Here is a 15,374-nt window from a genome sequence, read left to right on the forward strand (position 1 = left end):
ACTTCCGCTAAATCCATTCCTCTGGGGGGGAACGTATCCGTAGAACCGCGTATCGTCGCAAGTGACTTCGTAACCGTAGTACTTCGTCAGCATACGGACGCTTTTTATTTTTCTTCCCGTATCGATGACCGGCGAGGCGTACCAGAAGCTGTCGTTCCCTATCCACACCAGCAACTTGCCGTCGTCCCGTTCCATGGACATGATCGTGCAATGCTGCGCTCCTCCATCGATTCGAGGACAATTCGCGATTTCCACAATGGTATCGGCGCACGACTTCACGAATTCCGCGCTATAATTTTCGCTTGCCAATCGATGCGGCCACTCGCTCTTTTCCAGCTCCATCAGATCCAGCTTGTCGCCTTGGAGCTCGGACGCTTTGTAGAAAGCACGCCTCTCCTTTTGCTTGCCGCTTCCGTAGACCGCCAACAATGCGACGCTGCCGTCGTCGCTTTCTTCGACGACCTCCATATCGGCTTGAGGCAAATCTTCGATCCTCTGGCCGAACAGGATCACGCTTCCCCCCGCGGTAAGCCAATATCTGCTCTAACTCTTGGCGCGGCAATAAATGAAAATTGGGTACAAAAATTGCTCCGCTTATCACATCCAAGCTTTCAATTCGTGCAATATGGTTAAGCTGTGCCCCGGCATACGTCAGCTCGCCCATGATTCGATTGCTCGTCCATCTTCTCGTCCCCATGTAATAGTCCAGCTCTGGATAAAGCTTCTGATCCGACCAGATGACCGTTGCGCCCAGTATCGTTCGAATGTTGGCGGCAAATCCCGTATCCCATGCCTGATGGATAAAATCCCAATCCTGTCTCTTCAGCCCGTCCGACAAACAAAACCAGGGACCGTTGCAGCATCTCTCCAGCCCGTTCATCCCTTGGTAGTACAGGTTCAGGTTCGTGTAAATGTACCTCTGGAACATCGTAGGCGCATGGTGAACAATATCGAATTGCTCCGTGGTGTCCCATACATTCGTCATATAGAGATATTTGAGGTCGGGATTGTATGCCTTCAAATTCATCGCAACGGCCGAGCAATGATATCTGACCTTCATTCTCTCTTCCAATTCCGTTGCCGGGTTGAAGATTGTACCGTTATCGCTTGTAATGGACAGGGCGGCCGACACCTCTTCTACGATATAACCATCGGCTCCCGCTTCGACCGCCGCACGATAATCCAAACCATATCGATACAATGCTTCTACCGGTTCCATCGTTAAGGCGTTATTGAATAATATTTCTCTGCCGATGCCATGTACGGCCGAAGTCAGCTTCTTGTAGAAACCATTCCAGCGCTGCACATGAAACATCACCCATTCTTTACGCTTGTTTCTCCAAATCCATCGTCCCCGTTGCTCGAAAGCTTCCGGATGATCGTCGCAGCCGCGAAGCCATTCGCTCGGCAGTTCCACCTTCGTCTCGGCCACGAACTGCTCGACCATGTCGTCGGAATAATCGCCATTTTCCAAATGCCGCACCGGGCTGCTCAAGCCGTCCGCGACTTGAATACCGTCAAAATCGTAATCCTGCAACACGCCGATCAGCTTGCGGGTAAAGAAATCCTCATAATAAGTGCCGTCTTTAAACCGCTTAAGCACATTCGTAATGTGCAGATTTTGGCCATCTCGGGAAACGAAGCGAATTTCCGGGCTTTCTTTGAGCAGCTCGCCCTCCTGAAACGGGGAAGTATCCGAGAATAGCCGGGAGTAACCCATAACGCTTACATACACTTTGATCTGTCTTTTATGCAGCTCCGCCACCAGCTGTCTCAATTGCCAGTTGGACCACGCTTGTCTTTTCCTGTCCACATTGTAGGGGTGAGCGGCGTACGAGCATGACTCGGGCTGCAGCAGCTCTTCCCGTTCCAAACCGTTGTGCTGGTTGATAAAATCGGTCGTATACAGAAAGAGGCCCATGCCGTCCGGTTTATAACTCATCTCATGCAGCAACGCATCCACATTAAAATCCGCAGCCGTCTGATCGAACCCGATCAACTCGATCCACAGCCAGCTTTCCATGCGCTCTTCATTTCTGTTGAACAATTTCACCTGTTTTTCCATGCTCCTATCCGGTCCTTTCTCTTCGCATCGCCGAGAATGCGATATTTATCTAGCCTTTCACGCTGCCCAGCACGATGCCTTTGACAAAATATTTTTGCAAGAAGGGGTACAACAGCAGTACGGGCAAAATACCGACGAAAATTTGCGCGGACTTCGATGTTCTGTCAGAAATTTCGGAAAGCCGCAGTACATCCTGAGGAGATAATTGATTCAGATCTTTGCCGATGACTACGGTTTGCAAATAGCTCGATAACGGATAGCGCTCCGGATGATTCATCAGAATGAGGCCGTCGAACCAGGAATTCCAATGCGTGACGACACAAAATAACGTAAGGGTGGCCAGCGCCGGCATGGATAACGGAACGAATATTTTCAGCAATACGGTCCAGTGACGTGCTCCGTCCACGAACGCCGATTCTTCCAGCTCCCGGGGAAGGCCGCGAAAAAAATTCAGCAGAATCACAATGTTGAAAACCGGGACAGCGCCCGGCAGAACGAGCGCCCATACGGAGTCAAGCAACCCAGTAGCCCGGATTGTCATATACCAAGGGATGAGCCCGCCATAGAACAGAATGGTAAACACGAAAATCCAGGCATACAAAGTACGAAAACGGAACGAGCTTCTTTCCTTGGATAACGGATAGGCCGCCAATATCGTAAGCAACATATTTAACGTCACGCCCAACAACACTCTCTGGACGGTGATCGTAACCGAAGTCAGGAACTGGGGTTTATTGAACACATAGTCATACGATTGCAAAGTAAAATCGACCGGCCAGAACGTTACCTCCCCCCGCTTCCGCTGCTCCTGCCGAACTGAAGGACACGGCCAAAATGTGAATAATCGGCGCAATACAGAGCAGGGCAAGCGCAATCAAGACACAATAGATGAGCAGTGAAGCGCTCCGTTCAAGTACGTTCAATCGATAATGCATAAGCAAACTCCTATCTCCATAATCAGAAAATACGATAATTGGCCAATCGGTACGCCAATAAATAAGAAGTCGAAATCAGGAGCAAGGAAATGACCGATTTGAACAACCCGACAGCCGTTGAAAGCCCGTATTGCATTTCTACCAATCCCATTCGGTATATCGCCGTGTCGACGATGTCGCCGGTCTCGTACACGGCTGGATTATACAAGTTGAAAACTTGATCGAAGCCCGCATTCAAAACATTGCCCAAGTTTAATGTCGCCAACAGAACGATGATAGGCAGCATGCCTGGAATCGTAATATGAATCGCCTGCTTCCAACGATTCGCCCCGTCCAGCATGGCCGATTCGTATAGCGACGGATTTATGCCTGTAATGGCGGCCATATAGACGATCGTGCTGAATCCCACTTCTTTCCAGGCATCGGACAAAACAAGCACGAAACGGAACCAATGGTTATCGCCCAGAAAAAAAATCGGCTTACTCCCGAAAACAGCGTGGATAAACTGATTGATCATCCCTTTCGTCGACAGAAGATCGATCAGGATGCCGGACAAGATGACCCAGGACAGAAAGTGCGGCAAATAAATCAGCGTCTGAATGCCCGTGCGTACGAGCTTCATCCGGATTTCATTCAATAGAATAGAGACGGCAATAGGAAGCGCGATGCCGACGGCCATCTTCATGAAGGCGATGATGATCGTATTCCACACGACCTGCGCGATGAACGGGATTTCGCTCATATATTTGAAATTGTCCCAACCGACGAACTTCGAATGAACGATCCCGAGTCCGGGATAAAATTTCTGAAAGGCGATGATAATCCCGAACATCGGCACATAACAGAAGGTGAGCAACAGAAGGAGAGCAGGCACCATCATCAGATGAAGAGACGACTCCGTTTTCCATTTATTAATCGCTATCGAATCCTTTCGTATCCGCGGACCGGATCGATAACCGGTCCACGGACAAGGTGGTCGCGGGAAGCTTTATTCGATGGATTGTTTCCAGGCGTTCACTTCATTCGTAATTTGTTCTCCGCCAAGCTTGTTCCAGTTCTCTACGAACTTATCGAACTCGTCTATCGATGCGGCACCCATAATAATTTTTGTGTAGGTTTCAAGCTGAAGCTTGTTTAATGTAGCGAACTTGTCGGACATCGTTGGCGTCGGCGCGCCATAGAAGGCGTTGTTGACATACAACTTTTCATCGTTCACTTTCCAAAGCAGCTTCCATGCCGGATAATAAAGCGACCAACCGTATAAGCTGTTTTTACCGTTTAACGCCTCAGTGGCATTGTTATAAATCGTCTGTGCATCCATCGCCTTGGCTTTAGACGGATCCTTCGTATCGAAGGCTTCTACCATCTCTTTGAACGCGATGTCGGTCGCATCGTTCGTGTGGATCGGTGCCAGAGCAGCGTACTGAATGGAGCCGTCGTCTTTGTCATACATGAAGCGATGATAGTTGTCCGGTGTCGCTTGTTTGCCTACGGTCAGGTCGTAGTAAAAATTGAACATTTTTACGAGCGCTTCCGGATTTTTGTTCCCCTTTTTTGACGACGTAATATTCGATCACCGGCGAATCAAGCGCAATCTTGGTCGGCTGATCGTCGTCAGAAGGGATAAGGAACGGCTCCCATTCGGACTTCGGATCTTTGACTTTAAGATTGTGTACCAGCTGTCCAAACCAGTGCGCGCCGAATATGATCCCCGCTTCTCCGGCAGTCGTCATATCGTTCACTTTTCCCCAGTCCTTCACGGCGAACTCCTGATCGATGGCTCCATCCTTGTAGAGCTGTTGGAGTTGGCGAAGGGCTTCCTTTACTTCCGGTTGAACGCCTCCGTACACGACCTTGCCGGAGCCATCTTGAATCCAGGTGGACGGGTATGCATGAAATCCGTTAAAGATGCCATGTCCCGACACGGAGGAGTTAATGAAAACGAGACCTTGCGTATCCTGTTTGCCATTTTGGTCCGGATCGTTTTTTGCAAACGCTCTGGCAACTTCAAACAAATCTTGCATCGACTTCGGTGCGGGCAAATTCAGGTTTTTCAACCAATCGGTACGAATCCAGACGAGCGGCATTCCCGCTCCGGCAAGGCTTGATGCCGTATTGGGAATCGCGTACAGCTTGTCGCCGACCATGGCCGACTTCAAGGCAATTCCGTCCCCGACGTCATACTGTTTTTTCGTATCCTCCGAAGCATACTTGTCGTACGCTCCCCGCAAATCTTCCAGGCTGTTGGAATCGATCAGCTGTTTCAACTGTTCTTTCGTTACTCTCATGAAGTCCGGCAACGATCCCGATGCAATCGACATATTTAATTTATTGTCGTATTGCGAGCCGTCTGCGACCCATTCGGTTTTGATGTGAATGCCCAAGTCGCTGGCAATCGCCCGCGTCCATACGTTATCTTCATAAGTTTGGTCCTTTGGAAATTTCAAGCCGGCATCGATCAACTTCACTGTGGACATTGTAATCGGCGGATCGTACTTGCCGAGCGGATCCCCCGCCGCTGCTTCTTCGCCGGAACCCGTACTCGAGCTTGTAGGCGTCGCTCCTTTCGTTGCCGATTGCGTATCGCTAGGTTTGTCGGCCGTTTCATTTTTAGAGCATGCCGAAAGCAAAAGCGATACGATGAGTGCCATACACGCTGCCGTAACTAGCATTTTTCTTGCCATTTCCATGTCCCCTTTGGCGAGTTGGTTGTCGAATCGGCTACTCCGCTTGCAGTTTCAATTATATAAAGTGGGGATTTGCGCAACTACTTTCCGTTTTCCACTTTGACTATCTTCTGTCTATCACCCATCGGGCTGTATTCGTGTCCTCCCTCTCCTCTTTCCACTCACGCTATCTTATGTCTACCAATTGTTTGAGAATATGGAATTACCCGAATATCGTGTGCTAGGATACGTTCAGTAAGGACGGTTGATGTAAAAAACATTATGAAATGACGAGGAGAGTCCGCATGAGGAATGGGAATATCATGAACGTGGGGATCATCGGCGTAGGCTCCATTTCCGAAGTCCACTTTAATGGCTACGCGCAAAATGACCATGTCGCTTTGATTGCGGTTTGCGACCGCGACGAGCAAAGGGCGCGGCAGAAGGCCGATAAATACGGCGCGAAAAAGTGTTCACAGAATACAGGAAACTGCTTGAGGATCCCGAGATCGATGCGGTCAGCATCTGCACGTGGAACAACATGCACGCTGAAATTTGCATTGCTGCCCTTGAAGCCGGCAAGCACGTCCTTGTAGAAAAACCACTGTGCAAAACGGTCGCCGAAGCCGAAAGCGTGGTAGACGCCGTTCACAGAACCGGAAAGGTCCTTCAGATCGGATATGTAAGGCGATACAGCACGAATACGCAAATGATAAAGCAATTCGTCGATCAAAAGGAACTCGGCGAAATCTACTTCGCGAAAGCTTCCTGCTTGCGCAGGGCCGGAAATCCCGGCGGATGGTTCGCCGACAAGGAACGTTCGGGAGGAGGGCCGCTGATCGATTTGGGTGTGCATATCATCGATTTGTGCTGGTACTTGATGGGGCGTCCGAAGGTGAAATCCGTAAGCGGCAACACCTATCAAAAGCTTGGCAATCGTTCCAACGTCAAATATTTGTCATCCTATCAATCTTCGGATTATGATCAAGCCTCTCAGACGGTAGAAGATTTGGCGAATGCCGTCATTCGCTTCGAAAACGGGGCTTCTCTTCTTGTAGATGTAAGCTTCACCCTACATGCCAAAAAAAGAGGAGGAAATCGCAGTCCGGATATACGGCGACAAAGGCGGGGCCGAAATCGAACCGGAAGTGATTCTCGTGATGGAGAAGCATGACACCATCTTGAACGTAGCGCCGCAGGTTCAGTTTCCCGCCTTTAATGTTGCCCAGGCATTCAATAGCGAGATTGACCATTTCGTAGAGTCTTGCTTCGGACGCCTGGCAAATCTGAGTCCGGTAGAGGACGGTCTTGAAATGATGAAAATATTATGCGGTATTTATGAATCGGCGGAACAAGGCAAAGAAGTCTATTTTAATGAATAGCCGCGAAAGAGAGATGAGACTAGCTTGAAATTGACGAATAAAATCGGCGTTGTCGTCGATTGCTTCCGCTTGCCGCTTCGAGACGGCTTGTTGAAAGCCTCGCAAGCCGGCGTCGAAGGCGTGCAAATCTATGCCGTCTCCGGGGAATTGGAGCCATCCCAAATTAGCCGTCCTAAGCGCAAGGAGCTGAAAGCTTTCATTCAGTCCCTAAATCTGGAGGTATCCGCTTTGTGCGGAGATTTGGGCGGACACGGCTTTCAAGATCATACTGCCAACGAAGCGAAAATCGAACAATCAAAACGAATTATAGATTTGGCGGTTGATCTAGGCTGCCATGTCGTGACTACGCATATCGGCGTTATACCGGACGAGACGAATCGGATCTACGAGACCATGCATCAGGCATGCGAAAAGCTGGGCAGCGGCGCGGCAGCGCTTGGCGCTTATTTTGCCATTGAGACGGGGCCGGAAACGGCGCAACATCTCAAATCGTTTTTGGATTCGCTTCGGACGAAAGGAATAGCGGTCAACTTCGATCCGGCGAACATGGTGATGGTTACCGGCGACGATCCAACAGTAGGCGTGCGATTGCTGCGAGACTATATCGTTCACACCCATGTGAAGGACGGTATCCGCTATCAAGATGTCGACCCTCGGGTCGCATACGGGTTGCTTGGTTACGAGCCGCAGGATCAAGGAAAAATGGTCGAAGCGATCACTTCGGGCAAAGCATTCGCGGAAGTCGCGCCGGGCAAAGGCAACGTGAATTTCGATTCGTATTTTCAAGCGCTGCAAGAGATTAACTATCAGGGCTACTTGACCATTGAGCGCGAAGTCGGAGACAATCCTGAAGCCGACATCCGAAGCGCGGTCGAATTCATCAAGCACTATCGATAAGGATCAGTAAGGGAAAAACAAGAACCGTGGGCTTGACCAGCCCCGGTTCTTGTTCTTTATGCTTTGCCATGCAGATCCCGGTATTCTTGCGGAGTAAAGCCCGTTGCCTTGCGGAAAAAACGGTAGAAATAGGGCTCGGACAAAAAAGCCGATCGCCGCGGACACTTCATATATTTTCATATGCGTTTCTTTGAGCAGCGCTTGCGCCCTTGCAAGCTTGATTCGGGCAATATATTGGGAAAGGTCCTCGCCTGTTATTTTTTTATACAAACGGGATAAATATTTGGAGTTGTGGCCGATCGCGTCGCCTATACATACTAACGAAACGTCCTTATCCAGGTGTTCATGAACGTACTGATGAATTTTGTTGACGACCGCATGCTCTTCCCGTTCCATACCGACATGCGTGTGCGAGAAAATCGTCGCAGCCAGTCCTTCGAAATATTCAGCGGCCGCTCCCCACGAAGCATGCTCCTCCATTCTGGTCAGCTTGAACAGGTCCACCTGCTGCAACGGTTCTCCCTGGAAGTGCTGGTTTAGATAGGACAGGAATATCGTAGCGAGCGAATAGTAAATTTCCTGCTGGATGCCCGGACTGTCCGCGTGCTGTTTTCCTTCGTTCATCATGACGCTGAAGATGGCCTCGAATGCTTCTTTATGGCCTCTTTCAAGCTGAAGCTTAATCAGCTCCAGCTTGCTATTCAATTGGCTTGCATTGTATTCTGCCGGGGCCTGATCTTGCTCGACTCCGCGATTCGTCAACAATAACTCGGCTCCCATGCCAAGTCCCTGTGAAAGCATCCGCTTGTATTCTTCGTATACTGTACCTATCCTTGTCCAGGGAACCGGGCCGTCTCTGACGACGAAGGAGATCGAAGTCTCCAACAGCTCCTTGCAAGTTTGTTGAACGGATTCCAGGCTACCCCGGACGAAGCTTACGCAATTGTCCCATGCCGTTGTCCCCAGTTGCTCCGGTTGAATGAACCACAGCATTCTGGAAGGTTCCATTTCCACGGAAGCCATAACGACGGAGCCCTGCAAATATTCTTGAACGACATTCTGAATCGCATACGCCAGAAGTCCGCGGTCATAGAGGCTATAAGACGGCTTGTAATCATCAACCCTTGCCATGACCAGCAATACTCGTCGATCGGCGTCCAGCGGAATCATCAGCTCCTGAAATTGTTCGGAGAGCCGATGGGAGACGAGCTTATCGGCAAGGAGAAGGTTGCGCAGGAGCTCTTTCTGAAGCGAAGGAAGCGCCAGCCGCAATTGCTTGTTCGCCTGCCGAAGCAGCTCGTCTCGCTTCATTTCCTCGCCAATGCTCTCGATTGCCCGCTCGACGGCTTTGACGATAGCATCATCGCCTTCCGCTTTTAATACGTAATCGACACCTTTGTAACGCATCGCCTCTTGAATGAATTCGAACTGATTGTACCCGGTCAAAAAAGATAATTTTGCAGCGAGGCCATTGGGCGACGATTCTTTTCTGCAATTCCAGGCCATTCATCTCCGGCATGCCGATATCCGTAATGACGATATCCATCCGATTCTGCAAAAGCAATTGCAGCGCTTCCTCCGCGGAAGAAACGCCGTAAACCTCTAGCGGCCATTGATCGGACTGGGAGAAATAATCGATGAGTCCGTTCACGATAATCGGTTCGTCATCCACGATCAACAATCGGTACATGCCGTTCTCCTCGCTTTTTGAAAGATAGCCATATAGATGAACTATGCATGGGAATCCCATGCATAGTTCGTTAACCCCTTATGTCTTTCAATGCCGAATTCACTACTGAGCGACTTCCACGCCGCAAATCTCGTAAAGCACGACGCCTTGTGCGGGAACTGTCGTCGTCACGGTAAGGCTGCCCGCTCCGACGGTGACGTCGGCCGATGCTGAAGCCGGCGTCAGCTTGGAGAGCGCGCTATAGACCGACTTACGGCTGTTCCAATAGGCAATGGACGTTGCGTTCGTCATGTCCGTCGGGATCAGCCAGGTGTCCGTCGTCATCTGAGGAAGATAGGCGCTCGACGTAATGCCTTGGCTGACCCTATCCGCCTTCCATGTCGGCCAGAAGTTCGCGTGCTGATCGTCTATTTGCCACTTGCGGGAGCAGATGCACGAATTAACCGTATCCACGTTGTTGACGGTAATCGTGACAGGCTCGCTCGTCGTTGCCGCCGTATTGTTGCTTCGGTTAAAAATCATAATAAAGAGCTTAGAAGTTGTCTGATTGTAAGCGCTGTAAGAACCGACGTGGTCGCCTCCGTCGACAGGCAAGCCGCCCTGCGCTGCCGGAAGAAGTTTACCCCCGTCCATTTTCGCGACCAATTTAGCCAGATTGGTCTGTGTCGAGTTTATCGGATTGGCGCTTGCATACAGACCATCCGTATTCAAATACCAGCGGGCCGCCCAGCTCACGTTGTAATCTATCATCTGCTGATATCGCAAAGCGTCTAAGGCAGACTGATAGTTCCAGGAGACGCTTCCCGGGTGGAGTTCTTTGCCGTCCGCCCCCCTGGAGCATCCATCCTTCGTCGATGCCGACAGGCAATCCGTTTAAGCCGACTGCGTCCAGTTTGGAACGCAAAGTACTTAGGGCCGAGGTGAAGTTGCCCAAGGTGCCCGGTTTTAAATCATAGAACGAGAGGCTCGCGAACTTGATCGGGGCGCCCGTACCGCCGGTAGCATAATTTGTACCGCTTGTCACATGATCGAACAGTTCCCTATAGTCCCATAAGGCCCCGAGATTCCCTTGCGCATGGGCGCCAATATTCACTTGACCCGCGCCAAGCACATCCTCGAGCGCCTTGGCCGTATAATCATACAGTTTGAAATAGGCGACCTTCGTGCTTGCAGCCGTGCCGTCCGCAGCGAGAAACCAGTCGGAGTTCTCGTATTCGCTCAATACCGACCAGCGCCAGCTGCGCACCTCCGAGAGGCCGAACTCATTGACAAAGGCGGTTGCCATAGCCTTGATATAATTGTAGTACACGTTATAATCATCCGGCGGACGAACGTTTAATCCGAACGCGCCTATCGTGGCCCCTGTGGAGTATTTAACTGGAACGTTGCCTGTTTTGAGATAAGGTTTGAGTCCTTGGCGCACGATATTACGCAGCCCATGAATAATCACGCTGAAATCGTAATCGGTCATTGTGGCCGTATTCGCCGGATTGATAAAAGGGTCGCGCGCCGGTCCGCAAATCTGCGCAAATCCCGTATAACAGCCTCCGGTGGCCCCAAACACTTGCACGGTTTTGATCTCGGGATAGTTCTTGGCGTAATAGTTGGCCGGCATCGCGTCCGCGGCTGCCGTGGCCCAGAACGAACTGAAATCCCACACGGCACTGTCGGAATATTTCGAGTTCGTGGAAATGTTGTACGGCGCCGCAACGTTAACGGTCCAGGTTGACCCGGTCGGGCTCGCATACGTAGAAAAGGGCAAGGCGATAACGAGCATAATGGCGGTAAAACAAGTTAGAAAAGCCACGCGAATCTTTTTCATAACTTTCCTCCTCGTATCTATGGATTTGAAGTGCCGCTATTACAGTTGTCATTATAATTTGCAGGTTTGCGCGCAACCACTTTTCATTTTCTACTTTCTCTATCTTATTTCCACATGTCTACGATCCGAAATCCCGATGATCACCTTTAACCCGCCAAGCCCGCTTCGGTCGAACCGCAATCCGGCTCCGTCGCCGTAATACAGCTGCAATCGCCGATGCACGTTTAGCAAACCCGTAATCTCCTGACCCATCTCGTTGTGAAGCAGCGAGCGATTAAGCGTGCTAAGCGTATCGTCGTCCATATGTTCGCCGTTGTCCTCGATCACGATCCGCACATCGCCCTCCGCTCCCTCGACTTCCTCTGCCGAGATGCGCAGATGCCCGCCTCGGGCCTTTTTCTCCACCCCATACTTATAGGCGTTCTCCAGAATCGGTTGAACGATCATACGGGGAACGCGAAGCTCCTTATGGCGCATCGGAAATTCGGGCCACTCCACGTAGATTCGGTCGGCAAACCGAATCTTCTGGATTTCCGTATAAATAACCGCATGGTTCCACTCCTCGGCGAGCGTGACGGCATCCGTGCCGGTGCGGGTTAGGAACAGAAAATATTTGCCCAGAAAATCCGTAAATCTCGTTAAGTCGGGCAGCCCGTACGAGGACGCCATCCGGTGCAGCACGAAAATCGTATTGTACAGAAAATGAGGATTAATCTGCGACTGGAGCTGTTTGAGCTGTGCTTGCTGGGAGTGAATCCGTTCTTCGTACACCTCGCGAATCAACGCGCGCAGGCGGCTGACCATCACATTGAATTGCCCGAACAAATACCTGAATTCGTCATGCTTGCCATGGCTTAGGACGATGTTCAGATCGCCGTCCTCGACTTTTCTCAGCGCGCGCACCATCACTTGCAACGGCCTGTGAATGATCTTGTACATCCGATATGAAAACACGATAGCGATGATGACGGTTGCGGCCGATAGCAGCCAGAGCAGTAAATTGTAGCGTCCCAGCATGCCAAAAATCCGATTTTCCGGCGCGGCAACAAGAAGCATCGTATTCAAATACTTCGAGCTCTGATAAACCCCGAAAAATGCTTGTCCATCCAACTTTAAGCTTCTGAATCCGCTGTCGGATACCCCTGTCGTTTCCTTCAGCAAGTTTTCCAAGCTCACCGGGACGCTAGTTGCAGCGGAATCAGAATTGGACAGCATCCAAGATCGGCCGATATCCGTCATATAAAATTTTCCGTCTTCTTTGGCGGTGACCTGCTGCAGCGTCGTCAGCATCGCCTCCCGGGACAGCACGATTTTCATATAGAAGTTGCTTCCTGCGCCGGAAAAGGGAGGATCGAACAGCGCCAAAATGAGCTTTTCGCCCCACGGTATGATTCTCGGACTGCGCAGCGTATTCGAATCCCGGATCATTTTCATCTCGGATTCGCTCATCGGACCCGAATAGGTGGATACGCGCACCGTTTTCCCGATATTGGGAATGTACACTTGAATGTCTTCGATTAGACGCGCCGATTCCTTGAACGACGTCAGTTTCATCTTCAGGCGGTTGATCGCTGTCAACTTCTCGTAGTTGTTCAGCGTGATCGAAACGGTGCTTAGCTTTTGAAGGTCTTCGTCGTTGAGCAAATCCATTTTCATCTGTTCGATATGGTTGATTTCGGAGTCGATCAAGGCGGAATAGGAGCCGATTCGCGAAGCCATCGAGCCGGCGATTTCCTTGCGCAGAATGCTGCCGCTCGTATGGTTGATGATGAACATGAGCAAATAGAGGGGGGAGGATGAGCAGGAGAAACAGAACGACGATTCTGACAAAAATGTTCGGATGCTTGAATGCTATCAATCACGCACACCCCGCTATCCATCCGAGTTGTTTAGAAGATTATACATAATCGCCCCTTCGACCCGCTACTGCCCATTTTCTATTTCGACTCTTTTTTTGTACACCTTTTTTATACTTTTCGCCGCTATCCCGCCTGGCAGAGAAGCCGCAAGCTTCTTACGGGAGAATACCCGTCTTCGCAACGAAAAGGGTTGAGCAGCTCCCCTCTCTGCTCAACCCTTTTATTATTACTTCCTCAACAAATCAACTTTCAACTTCAAACCATTTCCATTCGGCACAGGTCATGAGCAACCCTTGGCAAATCCCAATTATGCAAAAAAGCTCTTGAATCGTCACAAGGACAAATTCAAGAGCCTGTTCTTTGTTAAGGTGGTGCGGTCGAGAGGACTCGAACCTCCACGGGGGGGTTAGCCCACTGGAACCTGAATCCAGCGCGTCTGCCAATTCCGCCACGACCGCAAATGATCTTGCCGGGAACGATGTACGCTTGTCCGTTAACGGCGCCGCGCCTCATGTTCCGCAATCACGAAATTCATAATAGCACGGGCCGGGAAACGAAGTCAAGCATGTCCGTAAAGTTCTAATTTTCAGTCATTTGCATCATCCGGTTCGCCGACATCCTCGAGCTCGAACGGCGCTCCGTCCAGCACCGGCGCCTGTCTGGGCTCCGACGCGGGCCCGATCGCATAGCTGCGCCGCAGCTTCACGACACGGCGATTCGGTCTGCGGATGAGCACGTAATCTTCGTCCCAAGCCACGACGATGCCCCGTACGTCGTTGATCTGCAGAATGTCCCGCACGACGCGGACTTTGATTCCCTCTACACGGTATCGATCAAGCTGTTCGTCACTGATTGCCATGGCGGCCTCCTTGTCCGTATGCACGAAGCTTACAAAAAAACAGGACCCGCGCAAGACGGTCGTCTCGTCCGGGTCCTCCCGCTATTCAACGCTGCAGTTGTTCAACCGACATGCTCGCGCGATTCGTTTGTCTCGTACCAATAGTCGAGTACTTTGCTCGACATGACGCGGCCGCGTACGTACTCGGCCTGACGCTCCGTGAACTGCTCCGTCCAGGAGATCTCCAGCTCGTCGCACAGCTTCACGATCGTGAGAAGCTCGGACCAAGCGACGTATCGCTTGTACCAGAAAAACTGCGGATGCTCGATCATATAAGGATACAGGTCGTCGAACTCCGTATGCTTGCAGTCGAGCGCGCGCTCGAAATGGATCTTGGCTTGCTCCAGCTTGTCGACGAAAAACTGCTGCGGCACATTCATATCTCCCATTTGCTGCTCGCCTCCCTCTGCACTTAGCCTTATTATAGAACAAATGGCAGCCCGACGGGAAGACTTCTCTTCAAGGTTGGGCTTGGGATTATCTAACAAAATAATCGGACTAGTCTTCGAACGTTATGGCGTTACCTTCCAAAGAAGAGATTTTGACGAGCGATTCGACCTCGTAACCCATCTCCCGCAGCGTCCTGCCGCCCGCCTGAAACGACTTTTCGAGCACGATCCCGATGCCCGCTACCGAACTGCCGGCCTGCTCGAGAATCTTCAGAAGCCCTCTCGCCGCGTCCCCGTTGGCGATGATATCGTCGATGAACAACACCCGGTCCTCGGCCTTCAGCAAATGCCGCGATACGAGCAGGTCGGTGACGATGCCTTTGGTAAAAGAAGGAACGCGCTCGCAATAAGCGTCCGGTTCGTTAAGCAGCGTCTTCTTGCGCCGGGCGAACACGAGCGGCACGTTCATCACGAGCGCCGTCGCGAACGCGACCGGAATGCCCGATGCTTCGATCGTCACGACTTTCGTAATGTTCCGTCCCTCGAAGCGGCGGGCGAATTCCCTGCCGAGCTCCATCGTCAGTTCCGGATCTACGCCGTGGTTGAGCAGCGAGTCGAGCTTCAGGACGCCGGCGCTCACGACGGTCGCTTCCTCTAGAATCCGTTGTTTTAATATTTCCATGACAATCTCCCCGTCCACTCTTTTCCGAATAAAATACCATATCCCTGCGCGTTCACGCAACACCGGCAGCGCGCGGAATATTTGTGGGC

General features: G+C 51.1%; 14 protein-coding genes, 1 tRNA gene and 2 pseudogenes. 3 read left to right on the forward strand and 14 right to left on the reverse strand.

The annotated features are described in order from the left end of the window. Nucleotides 1-289: 289 nt before the first annotated feature. The 5 genes and pseudogenes from OMP38_RS03855 to OMP38_RS03875 form a co-directional block, all read right to left on the reverse strand. Nucleotides 290-2,065, reverse strand: a complete 1,776-nt coding sequence (locus OMP38_RS03855; RefSeq protein WP_277563958.1) for a hypothetical protein — start codon at nucleotides 2,063-2,065, stop codon at nucleotides 290-292. 49 nt (nucleotides 2,066-2,114) lie between these two features. After that, nucleotides 2,115-3,000: pseudogene (locus OMP38_RS03860) on the reverse strand (carbohydrate ABC transporter permease). A gap of 22 nt (nucleotides 3,001-3,022) precedes the next feature. Beyond that, complete coding sequence (locus tag OMP38_RS03865; RefSeq protein WP_277563959.1) at nucleotides 3,023-3,880, reverse strand: ABC transporter permease; 858 nt, start codon at nucleotides 3,878-3,880, stop codon at nucleotides 3,023-3,025. A gap of 108 nt (nucleotides 3,881-3,988) precedes the next feature. Further along, the gene (locus OMP38_RS03870) at nucleotides 3,989-4,519 is read right to left on the reverse strand and encodes a type 2 periplasmic-binding domain-containing protein (protein ID WP_277563960.1); all 531 of its coding nucleotides are present in this window, start codon (nucleotides 4,517-4,519) and stop codon (nucleotides 3,989-3,991) included. Then, nucleotides 4,446-5,684 carry an extracellular solute-binding protein gene (locus OMP38_RS03875; RefSeq protein WP_277563961.1) on the reverse strand — a complete coding sequence of 413 codons (1,239 nt, stop codon included), beginning with the start codon at nucleotides 5,682-5,684 and terminating at the stop codon, nucleotides 4,446-4,448. Before OMP38_RS03875 ends, OMP38_RS03870 begins: the two co-directional genes overlap by 74 nt. Before the next feature lie 305 nt (nucleotides 5,685-5,989). On the opposite strand from OMP38_RS03875, the pseudogene OMP38_RS03880 reads away from it, so the two are divergent. Then, nucleotides 5,990-7,048, forward strand: a pseudogene (locus tag OMP38_RS03880) (Gfo/Idh/MocA family protein). Nucleotides 7,049-7,072: 24 nt separating this feature from the next. Continuing rightward, nucleotides 7,073-7,945 (forward strand): sugar phosphate isomerase/epimerase family protein, encoded by an 873-nt coding sequence (locus OMP38_RS03885; RefSeq protein WP_277563962.1) that lies wholly within the window; start codon nucleotides 7,073-7,075, stop codon nucleotides 7,943-7,945. 3 nt (nucleotides 7,946-7,948) lie between these two features. Here OMP38_RS03885 and OMP38_RS03890 read toward each other — a convergent pair whose 3' ends face one another. Continuing rightward, nucleotides 7,949-9,115 (reverse strand): helix-turn-helix transcriptional regulator, encoded by a 1,167-nt coding sequence (locus tag OMP38_RS03890; protein WP_277563963.1) that lies wholly within the window; start codon nucleotides 9,113-9,115, stop codon nucleotides 7,949-7,951. 27 nt (nucleotides 9,116-9,142) lie between these two features. On the opposite strand from OMP38_RS03890, the gene OMP38_RS03895 reads away from it, so the two are divergent. Continuing rightward, nucleotides 9,143-9,325, forward strand: coding sequence for a hypothetical protein (locus OMP38_RS03895; RefSeq protein ID WP_277563964.1), 183 nt, complete (start codon nucleotides 9,143-9,145; stop codon nucleotides 9,323-9,325). Here the strand turns inward: OMP38_RS03895 and OMP38_RS03900 are convergent. The 8 genes from OMP38_RS03900 to OMP38_RS03935 form a co-directional block, all read right to left on the reverse strand. Beyond that, the gene (locus OMP38_RS03900) at nucleotides 9,306-9,635 is read right to left on the reverse strand and encodes a response regulator (RefSeq protein WP_277563965.1); all 330 of its coding nucleotides are present in this window, start codon (nucleotides 9,633-9,635) and stop codon (nucleotides 9,306-9,308) included. The genes OMP38_RS03895 and OMP38_RS03900 overlap by 20 nt on opposite strands. Before the next feature lie 102 nt (nucleotides 9,636-9,737). Further along, nucleotides 9,738-10,229 carry a hypothetical protein gene (locus tag OMP38_RS03905; protein WP_277563966.1) on the reverse strand — a complete coding sequence of 164 codons (492 nt, stop codon included), beginning with the start codon at nucleotides 10,227-10,229 and terminating at the stop codon, nucleotides 9,738-9,740. A gap of 52 nt (nucleotides 10,230-10,281) precedes the next feature. After that, nucleotides 10,282-11,457: a GH39 family glycosyl hydrolase gene (locus OMP38_RS03910; protein ID WP_277563967.1), complete on the reverse strand. Its 1,176-nt coding sequence runs from the start codon at nucleotides 11,455-11,457 to the stop codon at nucleotides 10,282-10,284. 99 nt (nucleotides 11,458-11,556) lie between these two features. Next, a complete protein-coding gene (locus OMP38_RS03915; protein WP_277563968.1) occupies nucleotides 11,557-13,287 on the reverse strand; it encodes a sensor histidine kinase in 1,731 nt (576 codons plus the stop codon). Nucleotides 13,288-13,685: 398 nt separating this feature from the next. Continuing rightward, nucleotides 13,686-13,774: transfer RNA gene (locus OMP38_RS03920), tRNA-Leu, on the reverse strand. A gap of 128 nt (nucleotides 13,775-13,902) precedes the next feature. Beyond that, nucleotides 13,903-14,175, reverse strand: a complete 273-nt coding sequence (locus OMP38_RS03925; RefSeq protein WP_277563969.1) for a hypothetical protein — start codon at nucleotides 14,173-14,175, stop codon at nucleotides 13,903-13,905. A gap of 101 nt (nucleotides 14,176-14,276) precedes the next feature. Then, nucleotides 14,277-14,603 carry a hypothetical protein gene (locus OMP38_RS03930; protein WP_277563970.1) on the reverse strand — a complete coding sequence of 109 codons (327 nt, stop codon included), beginning with the start codon at nucleotides 14,601-14,603 and terminating at the stop codon, nucleotides 14,277-14,279. A 109-nt stretch (nucleotides 14,604-14,712) separates the two neighbouring features. Continuing rightward, nucleotides 14,713-15,285 (reverse strand): xanthine phosphoribosyltransferase, encoded by a 573-nt coding sequence (locus tag OMP38_RS03935; RefSeq protein ID WP_277563971.1) that lies wholly within the window; start codon nucleotides 15,283-15,285, stop codon nucleotides 14,713-14,715. Nucleotides 15,286-15,374 lie beyond the last annotated feature (89 nt).

The organism is Cohnella ginsengisoli (genome assembly GCF_029525555.1).
Classification (GTDB): Bacteria; Bacillota; Bacilli; order Paenibacillales; family Paenibacillaceae; genus Cohnella; species Cohnella ginsengisoli.

Coding starts and splice junctions, on each gene's coding strand:
- OMP38_RS03855 (WP_277563958.1), bottom strand. CDS start 2,065: ATGGAAAAACAGGTGAAATTGTTCAACAGAAATGAAGAGCGCATGGAA.
- OMP38_RS03865 (WP_277563959.1), bottom strand. CDS start 3,880: ATGATGGTGCCTGCTCTCCTTCTGTTGCTCACCTTCTGTTATGTGCCG.
- OMP38_RS03870 (WP_277563960.1), bottom strand. CDS start 4,519: ATGTTCAATTTTTACTACGACCTGACCGTAGGCAAACAAGCGACACCG.
- OMP38_RS03875 (WP_277563961.1), bottom strand. CDS start 5,684: ATGGCAAGAAAAATGCTAGTTACGGCAGCGTGTATGGCACTCATCGTA.
- OMP38_RS03890 (WP_277563963.1), bottom strand. CDS start 9,115: ATGATTCCGCTGGACGCCGATCGACGAGTATTGCTGGTCATGGCAAGG.
- OMP38_RS03895 (WP_277563964.1), top strand. CDS start 9,143: ATGGGAGACGAGCTTATCGGCAAGGAGAAGGTTGCGCAGGAGCTCTTT.
- OMP38_RS03900 (WP_277563965.1), bottom strand. CDS start 9,635: ATGTACCGATTGTTGATCGTGGATGACGAACCGATTATCGTGAACGGA.
- OMP38_RS03910 (WP_277563967.1), bottom strand. CDS start 11,457: ATGAAAAAGATTCGCGTGGCTTTTCTAACTTGTTTTACCGCCATTATG.
- OMP38_RS03925 (WP_277563969.1), bottom strand. CDS start 14,175: ATGGCAATCAGTGACGAACAGCTTGATCGATACCGTGTAGAGGGAATC.
- OMP38_RS03930 (WP_277563970.1), bottom strand. CDS start 14,603: ATGGGAGATATGAATGTGCCGCAGCAGTTTTTCGTCGACAAGCTGGAG.
- OMP38_RS03935 (WP_277563971.1), bottom strand. CDS start 15,285: ATGGAAATATTAAAACAACGGATTCTAGAGGAAGCGACCGTCGTGAGC.